Consider the following 19779-nt stretch of genomic DNA (forward strand, 5'->3'; position numbering starts at 1 on the left):
CGGTCTATTTTCTCTTTTGATAAGAGAAGTAGACCGGCTTTTTTATCTTGTTTCTGTTTATTTACGATGTGCACGTCCCGGGCGACGGTTATTCGAACGACGTGTGTTTCCACGTCCTTCTGTCGTCTTCCGTGATCCTTTACTTTGATCGTGCTGTGCGCGAATCGCTTCTTCAGACAATTCGACGACGATCGGCGTGACCGAGATGTTCAATTCCCGTTCCATATCACGGAACGTCCGACCATCTTTTGGTGTTACGATGGAAACGGCAATTCCGTCGTTCCCAGCACGTCCTGTCCGACCAATCCGGTGAACGTAGCTTTCCGCATCATCCGGTAAATCATAGTTAAAGACGTGTGTCACACCTGTCACATCAAGTCCACGCGAAGCGACATCTGTTGCGATCAGGAATTGTGTTTTTCCTTGATAGAACTTCGCCATCGCTTTTTCACGTTTCCCTTGCGTTAGTCCACCGTGCAATTCATCCGTCGGATACCCTTGCATCTGCATTTCTTCGTTCAATTTACTAACGCGACGTTGTGTACGGCAGAAAATAATGGCTGCGTACGGACGCATCTCGTCAAGCATCGTCCGCAGTGTCGCTTGCTTGCGGCGATCCGTTGTTTCGACGACGAACTGTTCGATCGCTTCAACAGTAATGCTTTCCGCCTCCACCTGTACTTCGACTGGATTACGCAAATACGTTTTCGCCAGTTCCTCTACTTTCGGTGGCATCGTTGCAGATAACATGACGAATTGACGATCAACCGGTGCTGCTTCGATGATGTCTTCAATTTCTGGCAAGAAACCGATTTGTAGCATTTGGTCAGCCTCATCCAAGACAAGCGTCCGTAATTCACTTAAATCAAGTGTACCGCGACCGACGTGGTCAAGAATTCGTCCTGGTGTCCCGATGATGATTTGTGGCATCCGACCGAGGCGTTGAATCTGTTTAAAGACGTCTTGTCCACCGTATACAGCAAGCGCACGGTACTGTTCCGTGTTCCGAATCAGTTTATGCGTCTCATCGGCAATTTGACGCGCAAGTTCGCGTGTCGGTGCGACGATCAATGCTTGTACTGTTTGTGATTCGACATCGATTTGCTCAAGGATTGGCAAGAGAAACGCTAATGTCTTCCCTGTTCCCGTTTGCGCTTGACCAATCAAGTCGCGTCCGTCGAGTAATGACGGAATCGCCTGTTCTTGAATCGGTGTTGGTTCCTTGATGCCTTGTTTTTGTAATTTTTTTATCCACAGGTCACTGATGTGTAATGTTTCAAATGTTGACATGATATATCCTCCTAAAAATTATCCACAGAAAAAAGCTGTGGATAACCTGCTTCGCATAGACAAAAACAGTTATCCACAGCCGTGCTCTATTCAGTATACACAATTTACGCGTTTGTTGCTTCCTGTTTTAGCTTCCAGTCGAGCACGAACGTACCAAACGGGATGAATGATGCGATGAACGCAATCCCCGCTTTGACGATCGACCAATCGTATTTGAATTTCACGACCGCGAGCCAGAGTGCATACATGACGAACAAGACACCGTGAAGTGCACCCACGACCGAAACAGCTTGCGGAATATCCGCCATATACTTCAACGGCATCGCAATCAACAGTAAGACTAAAAACGAGATTCCTTCTAGTATCGCAATCATTCGGAATTGCCCAAGCGTAGTTCTTAACATCCCGTCACTCCTTTTTCTTGATTCCTGTTCTTAGTATACGGGATGGACGATCCTTCTGTGACCTGTGTCACAGGATTGTCAGATTTCAAGTGGACGTAACCGCGCTTCGATGGCAGCTCGCTTTGGTTCAAGAAATGGTGGTAACGCAAGCGTCTCCCCTAACGTTTCAACCGACTCATCCGTCGCGAATCCCGGTGTATCTGTCGAGAGTTCGAATAAGATATGGTTCGGTTCCCGGAAGTAAAGAGCTTGGAAATAGTGACGATCGACTTTACCAGAGTTCGGTAAGTGATAGGCATTCAGGCGTTCGACCCACTTTTCATATTCATCACTGTTCGGTACTCGGAACGCGACGTGATGGACGCCACCACGACCAAGACGTTCTCGGTCGAGATCTGGACGTGCCTCGATATGAACCTCTGCTCCGATACCACCTTCTCCCGTTGCATAGACTTCAATCGGTGCAAAGTCACCTGCTAAAGATGGATAAGAACCTACTTTTCGGAATCCCATGACTTCCGTCAGTACACGGATCGTCAACGTCGGATCGTTGACCGTCAATGTGACGGCTCCTAGTCCAACGATTGCATGCTCCGATGGAATTTCTTCTTGCGGCCATGGTACACCACCTGTGACACCTACCTCACCATCTTCTGCGACGAGAATCAAACGTGTTCCTTCCTGATCACGAAAGGCGAGTGTTCGACGCCCTGCTCGCTCGACGATTTCATCGTGATCCACACCTTTCGCTTCAAAACGTTGTTTCCAAAAATGAAGTGCAGCCGTTGTTTTGACACGAAGCGATGTCGAAGAGATACTCGATGCCCCCGGTACGCCCGTTCCAAGATGCGGAATATCAAAAAACGTCAAGTCCGTTCCTGGATTCCCTTCCGCATCTCCATAAAACAAATGATACGATGTCGTGTCATCTTGATTGACAGTCTTTTTGATCAGACGCATGCCAAGTATTTGTGTGTAGAATTGATAATTGCGTTCCGCCATGCCTGTTAAGATCGATACATGATGAATTCCGAGTAATTCCATCTTCCTCACTCCTTGTCAATGATTTGGTAATTGGAGTATATCTCACATTTATCTTGAATTCAAGATATTAGTCTAATAAAAAACCGCCCCTCCGAAAAGGGACGATTGAATAGTTGAAATTAAAGTTTTACGACGTTAGCAGCTTGTGCTCCACGTGCGCCTTCAGTGATTTCGAACTCAACTTCTTGACCTTCGTCAAGAGTTTTGAAGCCTTCACCAGTGATTGCTGAGAAATGTACGAATACGTCTTCTCCGCCTTCAACTTCGATGAAACCGAAACCTTTTTCTGCGTTAAACCATTTTACTTTACCTGTGTTCATGGGAACAACCTCCAAAAATAAATTACTTAATACATATGCTGGGCATATGAAAAGAATTCATTATTGTCCCGAAATACATGGAGCAACGAAAAGATTGTTCGTGACACGATGTGAATCCGTAATGACAATAACAATATTAAGCTAACGTAAGTATAGAATGGATGCGCTTTAAAAGTCAAGTTGTCAGACCAATGTTTTTTCCAATTGATTCCACTTCTTCTACATAACTAAAACAAAAAACAGGTTCAGCCGAAACTGAACCTGTTCTTCTGTTTTAACGGTGGATCCAGACAGCTCCAGCAGAGTTATCTTTTGCTTCACCGATGACTTCAATCTTCAAACCATTGTTCGGGAGTAGTTTCCCTGCATCCGGAATCAACTGGTTGATATACGATTTCGAATCATCGAACTTTGTCACACCTGGGAGACCTTTATAATCGTATGTTCCACGTGATGGCGAATCAATCAACCATGCAGGTGCTTTATCAAAGCTAAACGCAGCATCTGCGATTTGGTAACGTGTGCTTCCTGTCGTGACCGGTTTACCATTGAGTGTTCCGACGATTGCTTCAGGATGTGAGTCAACGACTCCAAGGAATCCTTCACCTGGGTGAACACCTACCCAGTTATCGTCAAAGCTCGAATCACCGTACCAGACGACAAGCCCTGTGTTATACTTCACGCCGCGTGCATGCTCGAGTGCTTTATCCGAGCCTGCATAGTTACGCCATTCGAGGTAGTATGCGTTATCTGCGTAAGAGAAACCGTCTGATGCGACGAAACCGTCAAGCGTGAATTTCGGCGTACCTTCTGCATCATCTTCAAAGACGACTTTACCGTCAACCGTTAGCTTCGCGTTATCAAGTGCGAATCCATCTAGCGCAAGACCAGCGTCTCCGACGTAATCAAATTTCAATGTCACTTTTTTACCCGCGAATTCGCTGAGATCGTACGATTTATCTACCCATGCTCCTTTAGTAGAATCAGCGCGCTGATCTCCATCTGTATCTTCATCACCGATTGTATCGATGACTTTTGATTGTCCATCCGCCGTCGCTGTAACAGTCAAGAAGTCGTAGTTATATTCAATATCATACAATGTTTTGAAGTCGAACTTCGCTTCTTTCGCATTCGTCAAATCAAACTCCGGGGATGTCATGGATGTATGCAAGTCGTTCCCTTTTGTGCTGTAGTAATACTTTTTACCAAATGCCGGTGCGATGCCTTTTACCGGTTTTTTCGGTAAGTTGACTTTGATGATTCCTGGATTTTTCGATTTCGTGACGCTCTGATCGAGGTACGAAGCTGTTCCTAGCTTATCTAAGGAATCAAAATCAACTTGTTGGATATTCGCCCAGTTTCCACCCATCACATTTTGGAAGAACTCTTTGTTTTGTGGTGAGAAACTTGTTGGTTCTGTTCCGGCGATATTTCCGTTCCAGCTACCACCACTCATGATGGACCATGAAGCGACTGGTTCACCTTGACCCGTGTACTTCGTATCGTACTCATCAGGAAGTCCAAGATCATGACCAAATTCGTGCGCGAAGACACCAACCGCACCATCTTCAGGCTGCACCGTGTAATCATAAGCAGCCATTTTTCCACCCCAGTAATCAACACTTGCTGTCGTATTTGCTACCGGATGAACACCATCTAACGTCCAGCGGTGTGACCAGATTGCATCGTCACCAAGAGTACCGCCACCTGCTTCTTGTCCCGTACCCGCATGAATGATCATCAAGTGATCGACGAGACCATCTGGTTCGTTCAAGTCACCGTCTCCATCCATATCGTACTGGTCGAACTTATCGTAATCTGCTAAGTTAATGCCGGCTTGGACAGCTGCCGCTAACGAATCCTTGACGAGACCACGTGGTCCTTTTGATCCCGGTAAGTTATCGTTTCCACCAGCAGGATTATCTGAACCGTAATCCTTCGCTGTACCAGGAACCGTCAACCAGTTCGATACCGTACCATCGACTGAATAACTACCACCTGATTGTTCTTCATAGTATTGTTTGAACGTCTTTACTTTGTCACCATTGAAAAGTTCGAATTCTTTATCACCAAACATTAAATCTTGGTAATGTTTTTGATTGAAGTCATCTGAGTACATATATCCAGGTTCTTGAACGACGTTGTTGTGCTTGAAGTCGCTGTACTCGACGAGGAGGACAAGGACTTTATCCGTCCGTGTTGCACCGTTATAGGCTGCCTGTTTCGCTTTATCTACTTTGACGAAGCCGTTTGGATTGCCTTTTTTGTAGTTTCCGTGTTTTTTCTTCAATTGTTTAGCAAGTTTTTCCTTTTGCTTTGTTAAGAAGTCTTTTGTCTTCTTATCAAATGCTGCTTCTTTACTGGATTCATGATCATGATCGTGATCAGCAGCCGGTTTTCCGTTCGCCTTTTTGTCCAGATACTTTTGAACGGCTTGTTGTTTTGCTTCTGTTGAAGCTGCTTTTGAAATGACCCCACGTTTTTCAAGCACTTTTGCTAATCGATCCTGATCGACCGTGTTTAAATCCATCGGTGCACCAGGTGCTACTTTTTCGGCTGCTTGTACGGACGTTACCTGCCCACCAGGTAACACCGGACCAACAGCAAAAGCAGCTGCCGTAATTCCAGATAGAACGGCTAGACTAAGCTGTTTCTTTTTCCCCACGTGAATTGACCCCCTATGTAGTAGTGAAAAGCATGTGATTACTATACTTTTCTGAATATTCAAATCATAGGTTATTTTATTTCGTTAATCAATCGCTTTTAAGATAATTAGTTCTTTTCGACCATACCTATTTTTTGGAATTTAAATTAATCAGTTATTTTAAAAATCACTCTCCTTTTTTGTAAAAATGACCGGATTTCTTCTTTTGTTTCACGGTACGCTGAAATCACTCTGATGATTACATAAGGAGGATACAATGAGCGCTATAAAACGTTTTGAACGTCATTTGCTTAGAAACTATTTAATTGGTTCATTTGTCGCTGTGTTCGGCGTCGGATGTCTATTTATTTTTGAGACACTGACTTTTACCGGTACAGAACAACTCATTCTAATTGGTATCATGTTTTTTTCTGTTAGTTTAATGGTTTTATTAGAATATCTCGTCTACTCAAAGCATGTTCGCTCTTTACGATACTTCTTTCAAACTGACTTTCCTTCGCTGTCTTCTTTTCAAAATGCTTATCGGACAGCGCATCGGTTTCCGGTTCTGACAGTTCAGCGAATCATGGGACCACACTTCTTAGGTCTCTCGGTTCCTTCGTCACTTTTAACGGCACTCGCGATCTCTCAAGGATGGTTACGAATGCCGTACTATTTGATCGGTCTCGCCTGTTTTGGTGCTGTCCTCGTCGCAATTCTCCACGCTTTGATCGAGTTTTTTCTGACTTATCGTGTCACGGAGCAGATGCTACTTACTTTAGAGAAACATGCTCTTGATCGCAGATTCGATGTTCCGAAAAAAACGACGGTTGTCACGTTAAGACACAAGATGCTCATCAGCACCTTGATCATCGGCGTTTTTCCGGTCATGCTGTTCGTTCTCGCCTCAGCTGTACAACTAACGGAAAATGAGAGCCTTCGTTCCTACTGGAGTTGGGCGACACTCATCTTAGTCGTCATCTTGTCCGTCGCGACGTTTTGTAGTCTTCTTCTTTATGAAAACATCCGAAAGCCGATTGCGATTCTCCAGCAAGGGATTCAAGATGTCGAAAATAATCGACTCATCTCGTTACCGAATCCCTATTCTGATGAATTTTCTCATCTCGTCTCCGGCTTTAACCTGATGATGGAAGGAATCAAAAAACGCGATGAACAAAATGAGCAATTGCTCGATAGTCTGTTTACGTTATTTGCGGCAACACTCGATGCCCGGGATCCTTACACGGCCGGACACTCGCTTCGCGTTGCTGCCTATTCCGTCGAAATCGCTACTGCTGCAAACCTGCCGCACGAACAAATCGAGTTGTTACGTAAATCAGCGCTGTTACATGATATCGGAAAGATTGGGATTCGAGATGATGTGTTGTTGAAAGAAGGACGCTTGACTGACGAAGAATTTCAGATCATCCAACAACATCCTGTCATCGGTGTGCACATTCTATCGCAAGTTCAGCTCCCAAAGACGTTACAACCGATTCTTCCTGGGGTAAAGTACCATCACGAACGCTACGACGGAAAGGGGTATCCGGAAGGTCTCGTAGGAGAAGACATTCCACTGTTCGGTCGAATCATGGCCATTGCCGATGCCTACGATGCGATGACATCCGATCGTCCCTATCGTAAGGGAATGCCTGTTGAGAAAGCTTTATCTATCTTAGAAGAAGGCATGGGTACACAATGGGATGCTACCTTTACGCGTCTTTTTCTAGACTTGAAACGTTCGCTAATCAAAGACGTGTCATAAATACGGAAAGGAGATTCTCATGCATCCGAAAATCGTGGAACGTCATGAATTTTATTTTGTTGGTCTTGGACTGACTTGCGAAGAAAACGAACTGCATACGTTGATGCCGGAACTCTGGCGTGAATTTTCAAGACGTTCACATGAGATTCCTGCAAAGCCAGATAGCTATCCGCTTGATATCTCACTCGAACGAAATGGAACCAAATACTCCCAATGTGTCGGGTATCCCGTCTCCTCACTCGATGGCATCCCAAAAGGAATGAAAGGTCACCGGATTCCAGCTGCACGTTATGTCTTCTGGAAGCACGAAGGACCGGATATCGAAATTTGGAAATCATTCGAGAAAATCCAACGCTTTGCTTCAAAGCAAGGAATCGAGCTTGATCCACATGATTTTAAAATTGATGAGACCCGAGATGACGTCCACCATCTCTACCAACGTATTCGCTGAACCATTCTCTTGAATGGTTCTTTTTTCGTCTTGAAATATCTTTTACAGTTAATAATTCAGTCCAGGTACTACGGACTATATTCAGAAAATTCGATTTAATTCGAATGACTTATTCTCGCTTCTCTGATTCTTTGGCATAGTTAGACTCAACCCAAACAAGGAGGCGATTTATTTTGAAAAAGTTTCTCGCTACATCGCTTGTCGCAAGTGTACTTGTTGTTCCTACAGTCGTAGGTGCAGAAGGTCTTCAGTCTGGTAAACTCACGAAAGCTTCGTCAGAACCAGCTGCAACGATCGTTAAAGATTTCGTGAACAAAAAAGGTGACTTTGCTGTTCAGAACGTCGAAAAAGACGGATCTTCACAGATCGTACGTCTCCAACAAGAAGTGGATGGCGTCCCTGTCTTTGGTAGTGTCGTCGTCGGGAACGTCGCGAAAGACGGTACTTTGAAAGCAGTCGTAAACGATGCGATCAACGTTAAAGGAAAACCAGGTCTCGCGAAAAAAGCAACGCTCTCTGAAAAGAAAGCGATCAAGCTTTATCAAAAAGCAATCAAGGCTTCTAAATTCGAAGTCGCTCCAAAAGCAGAACTCGTCATCTATCCAGTAAAAGATGATGCTGTGTATGCATACAAAGTCACATCGACTGTCCTCGCGGGCAAAGAGCCATCACGTTGGACATACTTCATCGATGCGAACTCAGGTAAAGTACTTAACAAGTTTGACCAACTCGCTCACGCAACAGGTACGACAGTACTTGGTACAAGCGCAACATTCAATACGACGTTGAGCGGTTCAACGTACTATCTTCAAGATACGACGCGTGGTAAAGGTGTCTACACATACGACGCGAAAAACCGGACATCACTCCCAGGAACACTCTGGGCAGATGCAGATAACGTCTTTAACGCGACATATGACCGCGCTGCTGTCAGTGCACACGTCAACGCTGCAAAAACATATGATTTCTATAAAAACACATATGGTCGTAACAGTTACGACAACGCTGGTGCACGCTTGAACTCAACAGTTCACTATTCAACGAACTACAACAACGCATTCTGGGATGGCACGAAGATGGTCTATGGTGACGGAGATGGCACGACATTCGTCGCACTCTCGGGCGCACTTGACGTCGTCGCTCACGAATTGACACACGCTGTCACAGAATACACAGCTGGTCTCGTGTACCAAAACGAATCTGGTGCGATCAACGAAGCCGTTTCAGATATCATGGGTACAGTAGCTGAGTATACAGTCGGATCGAACTTCGACTGGCTCGTAGGAGAAGACATCTACACACCTGGAGTTAGCGGTGACGCACTCCGTTCGATGTCGAACCCAGCTGCTTACGGCGATCCTGATCACTACTCAAAACGTTACACAGGTACACAAGATAACGGTGGTGTCCATATCAACTCTGGTATCATCAACAAAGCTGCTTACCTCCTCGGTAACGGTGGAACGTTCTACAACGTATCTGTCACAGGAATCGGTGTACCGAAACTCGGTGCGATCTACTACCGTGCCCTCAACACGTACTTGACTCCGAACTCGAACTTCAGCTCACTCCGTGCAGCAGTCATTCAATCGGCAAAAGACCTTTACGGTTCAACAAGTGCGGAAGCAACAGCTGCAGCGAAATCATTTGATGCAGTAGGCGTCTACTAAGAAAATCTCCTCCCAAAGGATTTTCATATTTCCTCCCGAGTGTCGGACTCGGGAGGTTTTTTGCGCAAAAAAGACGGATTCGCTTGAAGCGAATCCGCCGTTCATTCATTCTTGTCCAGGATCACGCGCAAGACGTAGACGCATCTTGCCGTTGTCCGGGAACACTTTTAGTTGTAAGGATTCTCCCTCGTACCATGTACCATAGCTCGTATCGACGACGGGTTCACCCAGTGTCGATAATCCACCAGTCGACGCATTCGTCCAGTCGATTGCTTCAATGATTCCGTCCGAGACAACAAGCAGATATCCAGCATTCGAGAAGTAGTACGTATTGACGGCATCCTTTTGTGTATTACCGACGGCACCGTACTTCTTTTCGAATTCAGCGATCGGTTTTCCGAGATACTGCTCCGGCTTGTCGATCGGTTGGTTGGCGACTGCTTGTGAGAGCGCCGCAAGAACGGCTTTGTCTGATGTCCCTTTTGGTGCTTCTAAACGAACTTCACTTTCCGGTAAGTACCCTTCGATACTGTCATTGAGTTTGAGATGAACCATGCCGTCCTTCGCATCTAACACCTCATAGACATCACCTAAATCTGCTTTGTAGATGACACTACTACGACTCGCATCGCTATAGACATTCGCGAACGGACGTGTCACCCAAGCCGCTTGCGCATACTCTGCTGCTTTTTTCTTTGATTTTTTCTTTTCTTTTTTCGCTTCTTTTTTATCTTTCGACGCTGCTGTTTCTTTCTTCGACTCATCGTTTTTCGTTGCTTGATCGGTCGTTTTCGGCTTCTCGAGCGTCGATGTTGCTTGAGAGGCGTCGTTGTTCGTCAACATATATAACCAACCACCGACGATGAATACCGTCGCGAGAATACCACCAAAGGCAATCCCTCGACGATTTCGTTTTTGTTTCCGTCTTTCTCGACGCGACTGTCGTTCTTGTTCTTGTTGGTGTTCACTCATGTATGGTTCCTCCTGAAAAAGTCGACACAGTTTTTCCCCACTATACCACCAATGTTTACTCGAAATATTTAAATTTCGATGACAGTTCGACCACGATGACGTGAAGTCAGCAAGGCTTCTGCGACTTCAGGTAAGTCGTTTAGTGTTTTGACGTCGACTTCTGACGCAAGATCGACCTGCCAGTCACTCGCTAAACGTTGCCATAGCTCTTCGCGATAGGTAATTGGTGTTTGCACCGCATCGATTCCGATCAAGCGGACGCCACGTAGGATGAAAGGATAAACTGTCAACGTCATTTCTGCCCCACCGACGTTCCCACACGTCGTGACGACACCACCATATTGTACGAAGCGAATGACGGACGCGAGCAATGGTCCCCCTACCGTATCAATGACACCGGCATAAAGCCCCTTTTTTAGAGGACGATCGGTTTCTTCTAGGAACGTAGCACGATCTAGTACCTCAGCCACTCCCTTTTCAAGCAACCGTTCTTGTTCTACTCGTTTTCCGGTCACGGCATGTACCGTGTACCCTAAGCGAATCAGTAAAGCAATCGCAACCGTACTAACGCCACCCGTCGCTCCCGTCACGAGGATCGGTCCTGCATCTTTCGAGACAACTCGCGACAATTCATCAACCGATTGCGCTGCCGTCAATCCAGCCGTTCCATATTGCATCGCTTCTAATGGATGAATGGATTCTGGAAGTGGCGTGACCCAATCAGCTGGTACACGTATGTATTCTTGAAATCCGCCCGAAGTGTTCATCCCGAAATCAAAGCCATTGACGACGACAGCTTGACCGATGTGAAATCGTTCATCTGTCGTTTGTTCGATGTATCCTGCTGCATCAACGCCTGGTGTATGCGGATAGGATTTCGTCACCCCACGATTACCCGACATCGATAAAGCATCCTTATAGTTGACGCATGAGTGCGTGACACGAATCAGGACGTCTCCTTCTGGTAAATCATCGATGTGCTTTATCTCGATGTTCCCCTCATACGATCCATCGACTTCTCGAACGACGAATGCTGAAAAAGTGTGTTCCATAATCTCTCTCCTTTCGCTTGTGCTTCTCTATACCCTGTTGTTCCCATCGACACACTAAAAATCCCTGCCATTTCTCAAAGAAGCGACAGGGCATGAAGATTGTATACAACAGCAAGTCTCGAGCGTTTTCAATCAAACTGATGCATAAATGCTCCAAATTCTCCCTGAATCGTTTGCTTGTCCCTCTCCGATAACGTAGTAGCTTTTTCTGTGTATCGTTCTAAGAGATAGGCTTTTATTAAGAGATGAGAAGGTTGAAATCCGATACGCAGGAACCATTCCTGAAACGTCTCTGTATCATGCCGCTGTAAACGGACCGGTAGGATCTGATTGAACTGGATGAGCTGTTTGCGAATCCAGGCATCTGGTAGATTGATTTGTTCCTCTGTCAAAATAAAGTCATTATGGGGAGGCTGTACTTGGAGGTCAGTTTTTATCAGTTTTTATCAGTTCTTCACTGTGCTTCTTGGTCTTTCGACGTTTCCGCCAAACGATATAGCTTATGATGAATAGAGGGAGAACAAGCAGACTCATCAGTAACATCGATGAGGACGATCCTCCTTTTTCATTCGTACCTCTCTTAGCATTTTCAACCCCTACAACGATCACCTTACTCTTTTTCGGTTTAAGATCTTTCTGTTTTTTTGGCTTTTCGTTCGTGTCCCAAACACGCAAATCTTCATCATTTTTCATCTTCTTTTTCGGCAACCACGAAAGAAAAGGAATGTTTAACAATTTTCCATTTTTATTGCAGTTCGGTTTACATGATCTATTCATTTCGATTCCAGACGTCTGAACCGCTTTTGGCTTCATTGCTTGAAAAGCCGCTTCTGTCAGTGGCTTACCGATTCCTAAGATTAGCAAAATCAGTCCGATACCAATTACGAGTCGTTTTCGAAGTGACATCAGAAGACCCCCTCTTTTAAATACCATTATAATCCATATTAAAAGTTTTTGTGTATTTTTATGGATGTCTTGAAACGAGGAATGATTGTGTAAGGAGAGGGGAAAAGGTAGACAGACCTATTCAGAGAGGGGAACCATTTCATGTTAAAACTCGATCACACGCATGATCCGTATCAAAATGCGGCGTTGATTCAGGAATACGTTGAAACGTCAACCAACGAACAAGCAGTTCGACAAGCGGAGCAACTGCTACACGATAGTGCATTCATTGCACCACGACGCAATCCTAACCTCAGTCGAACGCTTCGTTCGATGATTTCACCATTATTTTTGACGAACCGTGATAAACATATTCTACCGCTGACACCCGCTTTCGTAACACCAAGCGATGAGGTTCGACCGAGTTGGTTCGGTCGTCTCAATCATGAGTTCGAACGTTTGATCAGCGATGTCGAAACCGTCGATGTTACTGCTTTTGGCGCAGTCGGTGATGGACAGACGGATGATACACAAGCGTTTATCGACGCGCTTGGTGATGGACATCGACAAGTCCATGTCCCGGCCGGTACGTACGTCGTTCAGGGGATTCGCTTACCTAGTTACACGATCTTAACGGGGGCAGGCAAAGGGAAGACAATCTTAAAGATGCACGATAAGGCACCAAAAGGCCGTCGTCTCGTGACGAATCAAAATTATCTTCTCGGCAATCATCATCTTCTTGTCGAGAAAATGACGCTCGATTGGAACATCAAACGCATCGGTGACGCGAAAAAAAGTAGCACATGGGGCAACCACTCCAGTTGTCTCACATATGCGCATGTCACCTATGCCTGGGTCTTTGATGTCGAGGCCGTCAACCCGGGGCTTCACTGTTTCGATATCTCGACGCCCTATTACAATTACAACGGGGACGGCGCCCGCGCGAACTTAAGTAGTTCATTCATCTGGTTCGACGGATTGACCGGTTCCGGATTCGGCGATGACGGAATCACGACGCACCACAGTGACCATCTTTTCATCTCGAACTGCTTCATGCATGACCCAAGTGGACGTGCCCATGCAGAAGGCTTCTCCAATTCAAATGGAATCGAGATCGATGATGGATCACGCGACGTCTGGTTGTTCAACAACGCAACAAGTCGGTGTTTCGGTGGACTCGAAATCAAGGCACATGCGACCTCTTCTGCTGCCTCAACCGTCAAAATCGTCGGTCACCTATCGATTGATGATCATCGCGCCTTTAACTTCCGACATATCGGTCACCATCAAGCGACTGATCCGACGTCTCAGACGGCTTATAATATCATCGCAACGCGTTTGATTGCTCAGACCCCCAAATATACGGAACTCTATGCGAATTCAAAACCGCGTGCGCTCGTCGTTTCCGCTTACCGTAATGTCGTCATACATGATTTTACGGTGCTCGGTGATCCGTATTATGACTATCAAGAACAACCGATGATCGGGATTCAATATAAGGCACGGAACGTCACGCTCAGTCAGTTGAAGATGAGCGGATTCCGACAAGCGAAAACGGACATCCAAATCTTTGGTGGAGAAAATGGAGCTGAAGACGTGCGCCTTCGTGATATCCGCATTGAGGATTCCGCCAAACACGGGATTACGATCGGTCCAGACATCACGCATGTCAAGCTGACGAACGTGGCATTAAAAGGAGACGGAACAGTTGGCTTGAACGCTAAATCGGAACCGGAAATGGAACGGTTCATCGCGACCGGATTCAAAATACCAATTCGCGCCCAGTCGTCACAAGTATGAACAAAATGACAGGATGGACCGCGGTCCACCCTGTCATTTTTCATTGGGATCGAATATACGCGAGAACGCGTGTATCAATCGCACGATCCGCTTGTTCGCGCATCTCGAAGTTTTCCGTATGCAGATATGTCCGAAACGCGTCTTCGAAATCACCCCGGTAGCCGAGCGCTAGTAATTTATCCATCAACTCTGACTCTAAGACATCATCGATCGGCTTGATTTCTTCCGGCTTACTCGGTTGCAGATACAGTGTATGCAGTTGATAGATACGTTCGAGCTCCTCAATCGGACTCGGATGATCGTCAACGCGTAAATCAATATAGCGGTCGTTGAATCCACCGTATCCGCCACCCTCCTTGACGACGAGCAGTGCCGCTGATTGCATTCCGCGTGAGTCCCCGCCTGCTGCTTGACCAGCTGCTAACGCACGCAACAAACGTTCTGCAAGCGGACCTTGCGTTGATTCAAAGACACGTGCCATCTCTTTTACCGTATTGCCGTCTACAAGAATATTCCCTTGCGCTGCAAAGTGTTTACCGGCAATCCCACCTGCCCAGTCGTTACATCCCTCACCCGTGAATGTCGCACTCTTGCCATTCGCATCGATGATACCGACCTGGCGATCCGCTCGTCCTTCATCTGCTTCCGTTAATCGACGTAGTACTTCGTCCGCTGAAGCGCCTTGTTCGATCATCCGCAATCCTTCAGGACCATACGTCGTGTTTGCAAACGATTGTGTTGCTACCGCACCCACTCCCGCCTTTGCAAATGGTACAGCACTCCCGACCGCTAAAAACTTCGACTGAACGGCAACGCCCCACGCTTGTTCTTTTTCACAATACCCAACGATTGAATATGTCACTTCAGTTCCCCCTTTAGTCATTACCTATTCCGTTCGTGATAACGCTTCCCGATTCCTGCAACTGAAAAACCTTCCGGACACCTGTCCGAAAGGTCGACTTCATTGAATACCAAGCGTCACGGCAAGTAATAAGGCAGCACATGCCAAGGCAATCCAAATCGCGAAAAGCTTCCAGACAAAACGAAGCCATTTTTCATACGGAATGCCTGCGATTGCGAGAAATGCCATCAAATGCGCGCTCGTCGGGAAAATCATATTCGTCAATCCATCTCCGTATTGGAATGCTAAAACAGCTACTTGACGCTCGATCCCGAGTAAATCGGACAATGGTGCCATGATGGGCATCGTCGTTGCCGCCTGTCCACTCCCGGATGGAATGAAGAAATTCGTAATCAATTGCACGGCGTACATCCCGATGACAGCAAAGAACGTCGGTAAATGTCCTACGGCATTCGATAAGCCGTAAATGACCGTATCGATAACACGTCCTTCTTCGAGAATGACGACGATTGCTCGAGCAAACCCAACAATCAAGGCGCCGAACGTCACAGCTTTCGCACCGTCAATCAAACTCTCGAACGTTCCGTTTACACCAAGCGTAACGATTCCCGCAATCATCCCGATGATCAAGAAGGATGCGGTTAATTCCGTCAAATACCATCCCCATTCAAAGATTCCGATTACATTGAGCGTAATTCCACCGATTAAAACCAGTAAGACGAAAGCATGACGTTTCGAAAAGCGTGAAATCGTTGTCGCTGCTTCTTCCGAGCGACGTTGTTCAAGATCATAAACCAGACTGCGCGCCGGATCATGTTTGACTTTCCGTGCGTAGTTCATGACATAAAGAATCGTCACTGCTAAAAATACGATATACACAGCCGTTCGGTACCCAAGACCACTAAAGAGCGGTACTTCCGCAATTGATTGAGCGACACCTACCGTAAACGGATTCAACATCCCGCCGGCAAAACCAACCGCCGCCCCTAGACTGACGATCGCGGCTCCTGTCATCGCATCATATCCAAGGGCACGCGCTAACATGATCCCAATCGGCACGAAGATGATCGTTTCCTCTGCCATCCCGATCGTCGCCCCGGCAATCGAAAAGACGAACATCGTCATCGGAATCATGATGTGCCCTTTTTGACCGAATCGGCGAATCAATTGATTGATTCCTGCTTCAATGGCGCCGGTTTGACGAATGATGCCGAAGACACCACCGACAAGAAAGATATAGAAGATGATCGCAGCACCCGCTTCCATGCCTTGCGGGATTGCTTCAAATAAACCAAAGAGATTGACAGGTGCAGACTCTACCGCGCGATATGTGCCATCGATGACGACGGTTTGTCCGTCTTGTTTTTCACGGTCGAATTGCCCTGCTGGAAGTGTATACGTCAAGATGACTGAGATGATGAGAATCGCCATGATGATGGCATATGTATGAGGCATCTTGAAGAATGATCGCTTCGACTCTGGTGCATTCGTTCGTTCATTCATGATAAAGGCCTCCTTTTTTGTGTCATTATAAGAATAATGCCCTAATCAGGGAAAAACTAACAGTTTCAATGAAATGTCATACGATTGTAAAAGAAAAGTGGAATACTTCTAACTTAAATAGAGGCTTTAATCGATCATATCGCATGAAACAAAAAAGGAAGATATGCTAGGTCATGAACCTAGAATACCTTCCTTATGTGTCATGTCAATCGCTTATGATTATGCTTGGAACGATTGAACGTCTAATGGTTTAGTGAGAGCCGTTTGTGCAAACGCAACGAACTGTCCGAAATGAGCACTTGTGTTGTGTGCTTCGATTGCAGCTTGGTCTTCCCATTTTTCAATCATCATGAAGACATTTTCGTCTTCTGTGCTTTGGAACAAGTCATAGCTGATGTTTCCTGCTTCAGCACGTGATCCTGCCACTAGTGTTTTAGTTGCTGCTAAAAATTCTTCTCGTTTTGCGGGTTGTACTTCTAATTTTGCTTCGATGGCGATCATCGGAAAGCCTCCTTTGTAATTTCATTAACTTAAGCATCTTAGCACCTACGAATTCGTTACGCCATAAAGATGCTCGGACGATTGATGATATTTAATTACGGGTAATTAAAGATGTAATTATTACTTTGTGCCACACCAGAGAAAGGAGCAACGAAGATGCGCGTTGAGGTATTTTATTTTGAGGATGACGGGCACATTCCGAACAACCCGACATTCCCCGTGTTGATTTATCGGCACGCATTTACAGAGCCATCACATATCGAACAGACCTTCCATGCACATGACTGGCGTAATAGCTGGGTGGATGGCATTTTTGACTTTCATCATTATCATAGTATCGCCCATGAAGTGATCGGGATTCTCGAAGGGCATGCAACCGTTCAGCTGGGTGGTCCGCTCGGTAAGACCTTCACTTTGACGAGCGGAGATATTCTTTTACTTCCTGCAGGTACGGGACATAAAGCACTTGATACAAGTCGACACTTTCGAGTGATCGGTGCCTATCCGGATGGTCAAGACTACGATACGCTGACAGGTCAAACAAGTGAACGCCCGGAAAATCTTCAACGTATTCGTCAGGTGATGCGCCCAACTCAAGATCCTGTATTCGGTGATCACGGTCCTTTGTTTGAGCATTGGTGACGTCTCCTTCTCTTGAAGAAGACGTTTTTGTTCGGAGTTCGCGTGGTAAACCCTACTATTGTCTCTCTACTAAAGGAGGAAGAACGATGAACGCAACAGAAAAGACGTTGATACTTGCTGCATTAAAGCAAAAAACGGTGACGTTTCCCGATCAGACGCATGTTCGGGCACTCGGACAAGGCACATGGCGAATGGGAGAAGAGTCGGAAAAGCACGAAGCAGAAATCGAAGCACTCCGTGTCGGTCTCGATAGTGGAATGGAACTCATCGATACGGCAGAGATGTACGGGGAAGGTGCTTCTGAAGAATTGATTCGCGACGCGATTGCAGATCGACGCGAGGAAGTTTTTCTTGTCTCGAAAGTCTATCCGCATCACGCTGGCGGAGAAGCATTGAAGCAGGCTTGTTCCAACACACTTGAACGCCTCGGCACCGATTACCTTGATTTGTACCTCCTTCACTGGCGTGGTGATATTCCACTCAAAGAAACGGTCGAAGGGCTGGAAGCTTTAAAACAAGAAGGCAAGATTCGCCGTTGGGGTGTATCGAATTTTGACGTATCAGACATGAAAGAACTGTTGGCACTGCCAGGTGGTGATCAATGCGCTGTCAATCAGGTACTCTATCACCTTGGATCACGGGGAATCGAGTATGAACTATTACCGTTACTACGTGAGCATGGAATTCCAGTGATGGCGTATTGCCCACTAGCAGAAGGTGGTTCATTACGTGATCAACTTCTGAATCATCCGACCGTCGAGGAACTCGCTGAGACACATGGTGTTGAACCGGCACAGATTCTACTCGCATGGGCGATGCGTGAAGGCGACGTCATCGCGATTCCTAAAGCCGGACAAGCACATCATGTCGAAGCCAACGGTCGCGCCGCGCTCCTGAATTTAACAAAGGAAGAGCTCGCTGCACTTGATCAAGCGTTCCCAGCACCAACAAAAAAAGAACCACTCGATATCGTTTAAGGAGGTCATTTTCATGACAAAACATGTTCAACTTGGTCAATCTAACCTATTCGTTCACCCCATCGGTCTCGGTACGAATGCTGTCGGTGGACACAACTTGTATCCGAATCTCGATGAGCAAACCGGACGCGATCTCGTTCGTGTCGCTTTGAAGCAAGGCATCAATTTCCTCGACACAGCCTTCATCTACGGACCAGAACGTTCGGAGGAACTCGTCGGTGAGGTCTGGAACGACACAGTCGCTCGAGAAGATGTCGTTCTCGCGACGAAAGGTGCGCATCAGTTCGTTGACGGAAACGTCGTCATGAACAATTCACCAGACTTTCTCCGTCAATCGGTCGAAGAGAGTTTAAAACGTCTTCAGACAGACTATATCGATTTGTATTACATCCATTTTCCGGATGAATCGACACCAAAGGATGAAGCCGTCGCAGCACTCGCAGAACTGAAGAAAGAAGGAAAGATTCGTGCAATCGGTGTCTCGAACTTCTCACTCGAACAACTGAAGGAAGCGAACAAAGACGGACATGTCGACGTCTATCAAGGGGAATACAACCTATTCAAACGAGATGCGGAAAAAGAGTTACTCCCGTATATCGTTGAGAACGGCATGTCGTTCGTCCCGTACTTCCCACTCGCTGCTGGATTATTGGCAGGGAAATATACGAAAGAGACGACGTTTGATGATTTACGAAAAAACGATCCTTTGTTCCAAAAAGATGTCTTCGAGGAAAACCTCGCAAAAGTCGATCAACTACGTCCGATCGCAGAAGCACATGATGCGGAAGTCGCACACATCGTACTCGCGTGGTATTTGGCACAAGACGGCATCGATGCCATCATCCCTGGTGCGAAACGACCGGATCAGGTGACGGATACGTTGCGTACGTTAGATGTTCAGTTGTCACAAGAGGATATCGAAAAAATCGACCAGATTTTTAGCTGATTGTTCTCTTCGTATGTACATGAGCAGAATAGGCGAAAAATCATGCTGAAC

19 protein-coding genes are annotated in these 19779 nt (G+C 46.2%); 7 read left to right on the top strand and 12 right to left on the bottom strand.

The genetic code is table 11. The annotated features are described in order from the left end of the window. Positions 1-57: 57 nt before the first annotated feature. The 5 genes from ASF99_RS14685 to ASF99_RS14705 form a co-directional block, all read right to left on the bottom strand. The gene (locus ASF99_RS14685) at positions 58-1290 is read right to left on the bottom strand and encodes a DEAD/DEAH box helicase (protein ID WP_023469749.1); all 1233 of its coding nucleotides are present in this window, start codon (positions 1288-1290) and stop codon (positions 58-60) included. 104 nt (positions 1291-1394) lie between these two features. Further along, on the bottom strand, positions 1395-1694 hold the full coding sequence (locus tag ASF99_RS14690) for a DUF3817 domain-containing protein (RefSeq protein ID WP_023469750.1): 300 nt from the start codon (positions 1692-1694) through the stop codon (positions 1395-1397). Positions 1695-1772: 78 nt separating this feature from the next. Beyond that, positions 1773-2738, bottom strand: coding sequence for a ring-cleaving dioxygenase (locus ASF99_RS14695; protein ID WP_023469751.1), 966 nt, complete (start codon positions 2736-2738; stop codon positions 1773-1775). Between the two features lie 119 nt (positions 2739-2857). Then, positions 2858-3058: a cold-shock protein gene (locus ASF99_RS14700; protein WP_023469752.1), complete on the bottom strand. Its 201-nt coding sequence runs from the start codon at positions 3056-3058 to the stop codon at positions 2858-2860. Between the two features lie 274 nt (positions 3059-3332). Continuing rightward, complete coding sequence (locus ASF99_RS14705) at positions 3333-5723, bottom strand: immune inhibitor A domain-containing protein (RefSeq protein ID WP_055969621.1); 2391 nt, start codon at positions 5721-5723, stop codon at positions 3333-3335. 256 nt (positions 5724-5979) lie between these two features. Between ASF99_RS14705 and ASF99_RS14710 the strand changes: the two genes are divergently transcribed. The 3 genes from ASF99_RS14710 (at position 5980) to ASF99_RS14720 (ending at position 9588) form a co-directional block, all read left to right on the top strand. Then, entirely contained in the window at positions 5980-7467 is a 1488-nt protein-coding gene (locus ASF99_RS14710) for an HD-GYP domain-containing protein (RefSeq protein WP_055969624.1), read from the top strand. A 19-nt stretch (positions 7468-7486) separates the two neighbouring features. Continuing rightward, positions 7487-7918 (top strand): GyrI-like domain-containing protein, encoded by a 432-nt coding sequence (locus ASF99_RS14715; protein WP_023469755.1) that lies wholly within the window; start codon positions 7487-7489, stop codon positions 7916-7918. A gap of 173 nt (positions 7919-8091) precedes the next feature. Further along, entirely contained in the window at positions 8092-9588 is a 1497-nt protein-coding gene (locus tag ASF99_RS14720) for a M4 family metallopeptidase (RefSeq protein WP_023469756.1), read from the top strand. Between the two features lie 105 nt (positions 9589-9693). Here ASF99_RS14720 and ASF99_RS14725 read toward each other — a convergent pair whose 3' ends face one another. The 4 genes from ASF99_RS14725 to ASF99_RS14740 all read right to left on the bottom strand — a co-directional run bounded on the left by ASF99_RS14725 (position 9694) and on the right by ASF99_RS14740 (position 12518). After that, positions 9694-10560: a hypothetical protein gene (locus ASF99_RS14725; protein ID WP_035395562.1), complete on the bottom strand. Its 867-nt coding sequence runs from the start codon at positions 10558-10560 to the stop codon at positions 9694-9696. 68 nt (positions 10561-10628) lie between these two features. Further along, entirely contained in the window at positions 10629-11612 is a 984-nt protein-coding gene (locus ASF99_RS14730) for a YhdH/YhfP family quinone oxidoreductase (protein ID WP_055969626.1), read from the bottom strand. Between the two features lie 128 nt (positions 11613-11740). Continuing rightward, positions 11741-12004 (bottom strand): hypothetical protein, encoded by a 264-nt coding sequence (locus tag ASF99_RS14735; protein WP_055969630.1) that lies wholly within the window; start codon positions 12002-12004, stop codon positions 11741-11743. Between the two features lie 34 nt (positions 12005-12038). Next, positions 12039-12518, bottom strand: a complete 480-nt coding sequence (locus ASF99_RS14740) for a hypothetical protein (protein ID WP_055969633.1) — start codon at positions 12516-12518, stop codon at positions 12039-12041. A gap of 141 nt (positions 12519-12659) precedes the next feature. On the opposite strand from ASF99_RS14740, the gene ASF99_RS14745 reads away from it, so the two are divergent. Beyond that, positions 12660-14297, top strand: coding sequence for a glycosyl hydrolase family 28-related protein (locus ASF99_RS14745; protein WP_055969635.1), 1638 nt, complete (start codon positions 12660-12662; stop codon positions 14295-14297). Between the two features lie 40 nt (positions 14298-14337). Here the strand turns inward: ASF99_RS14745 and ASF99_RS14750 are convergent, their stop codons facing one another. The 3 genes from ASF99_RS14750 to ASF99_RS14760 form a co-directional block, all read right to left on the bottom strand. Continuing rightward, positions 14338-15159: a DUF1028 domain-containing protein gene (locus tag ASF99_RS14750; protein ID WP_035395554.1), complete on the bottom strand. Its 822-nt coding sequence runs from the start codon at positions 15157-15159 to the stop codon at positions 14338-14340. Positions 15160-15258: 99 nt separating this feature from the next. Continuing rightward, a complete protein-coding gene (locus tag ASF99_RS14755) occupies positions 15259-16662 on the bottom strand; it encodes a YfcC family protein (protein ID WP_055969638.1) in 1404 nt (467 codons plus the stop codon). A gap of 219 nt (positions 16663-16881) precedes the next feature. Further along, positions 16882-17163, bottom strand: coding sequence for a putative quinol monooxygenase (locus ASF99_RS14760; protein WP_055969640.1), 282 nt, complete (start codon positions 17161-17163; stop codon positions 16882-16884). A gap of 156 nt (positions 17164-17319) precedes the next feature. Between ASF99_RS14760 and ASF99_RS14765 the strand changes: the two genes are divergently transcribed. From ASF99_RS14765 to ASF99_RS14775, 3 genes are all read left to right on the top strand, one after another. Continuing rightward, positions 17320-17805: a cupin domain-containing protein gene (locus ASF99_RS14765; protein WP_055969643.1), complete on the top strand. Its 486-nt coding sequence runs from the start codon at positions 17320-17322 to the stop codon at positions 17803-17805. 86 nt (positions 17806-17891) lie between these two features. Further along, positions 17892-18782: an aldo/keto reductase gene (locus tag ASF99_RS14770; protein WP_055969656.1), complete on the top strand. Its 891-nt coding sequence runs from the start codon at positions 17892-17894 to the stop codon at positions 18780-18782. Between the two features lie 13 nt (positions 18783-18795). Beyond that, complete coding sequence (locus ASF99_RS14775; RefSeq protein ID WP_055969659.1) at positions 18796-19728, top strand: aldo/keto reductase; 933 nt, start codon at positions 18796-18798, stop codon at positions 19726-19728. Positions 19729-19779 lie beyond the last annotated feature (51 nt).

This window comes from Exiguobacterium sp. Leaf187, assembly GCF_001423925.1.
Lineage (GTDB): Bacteria > Bacillota > Bacilli > Exiguobacteriales > Exiguobacteriaceae > Exiguobacterium_A > Exiguobacterium_A indicum.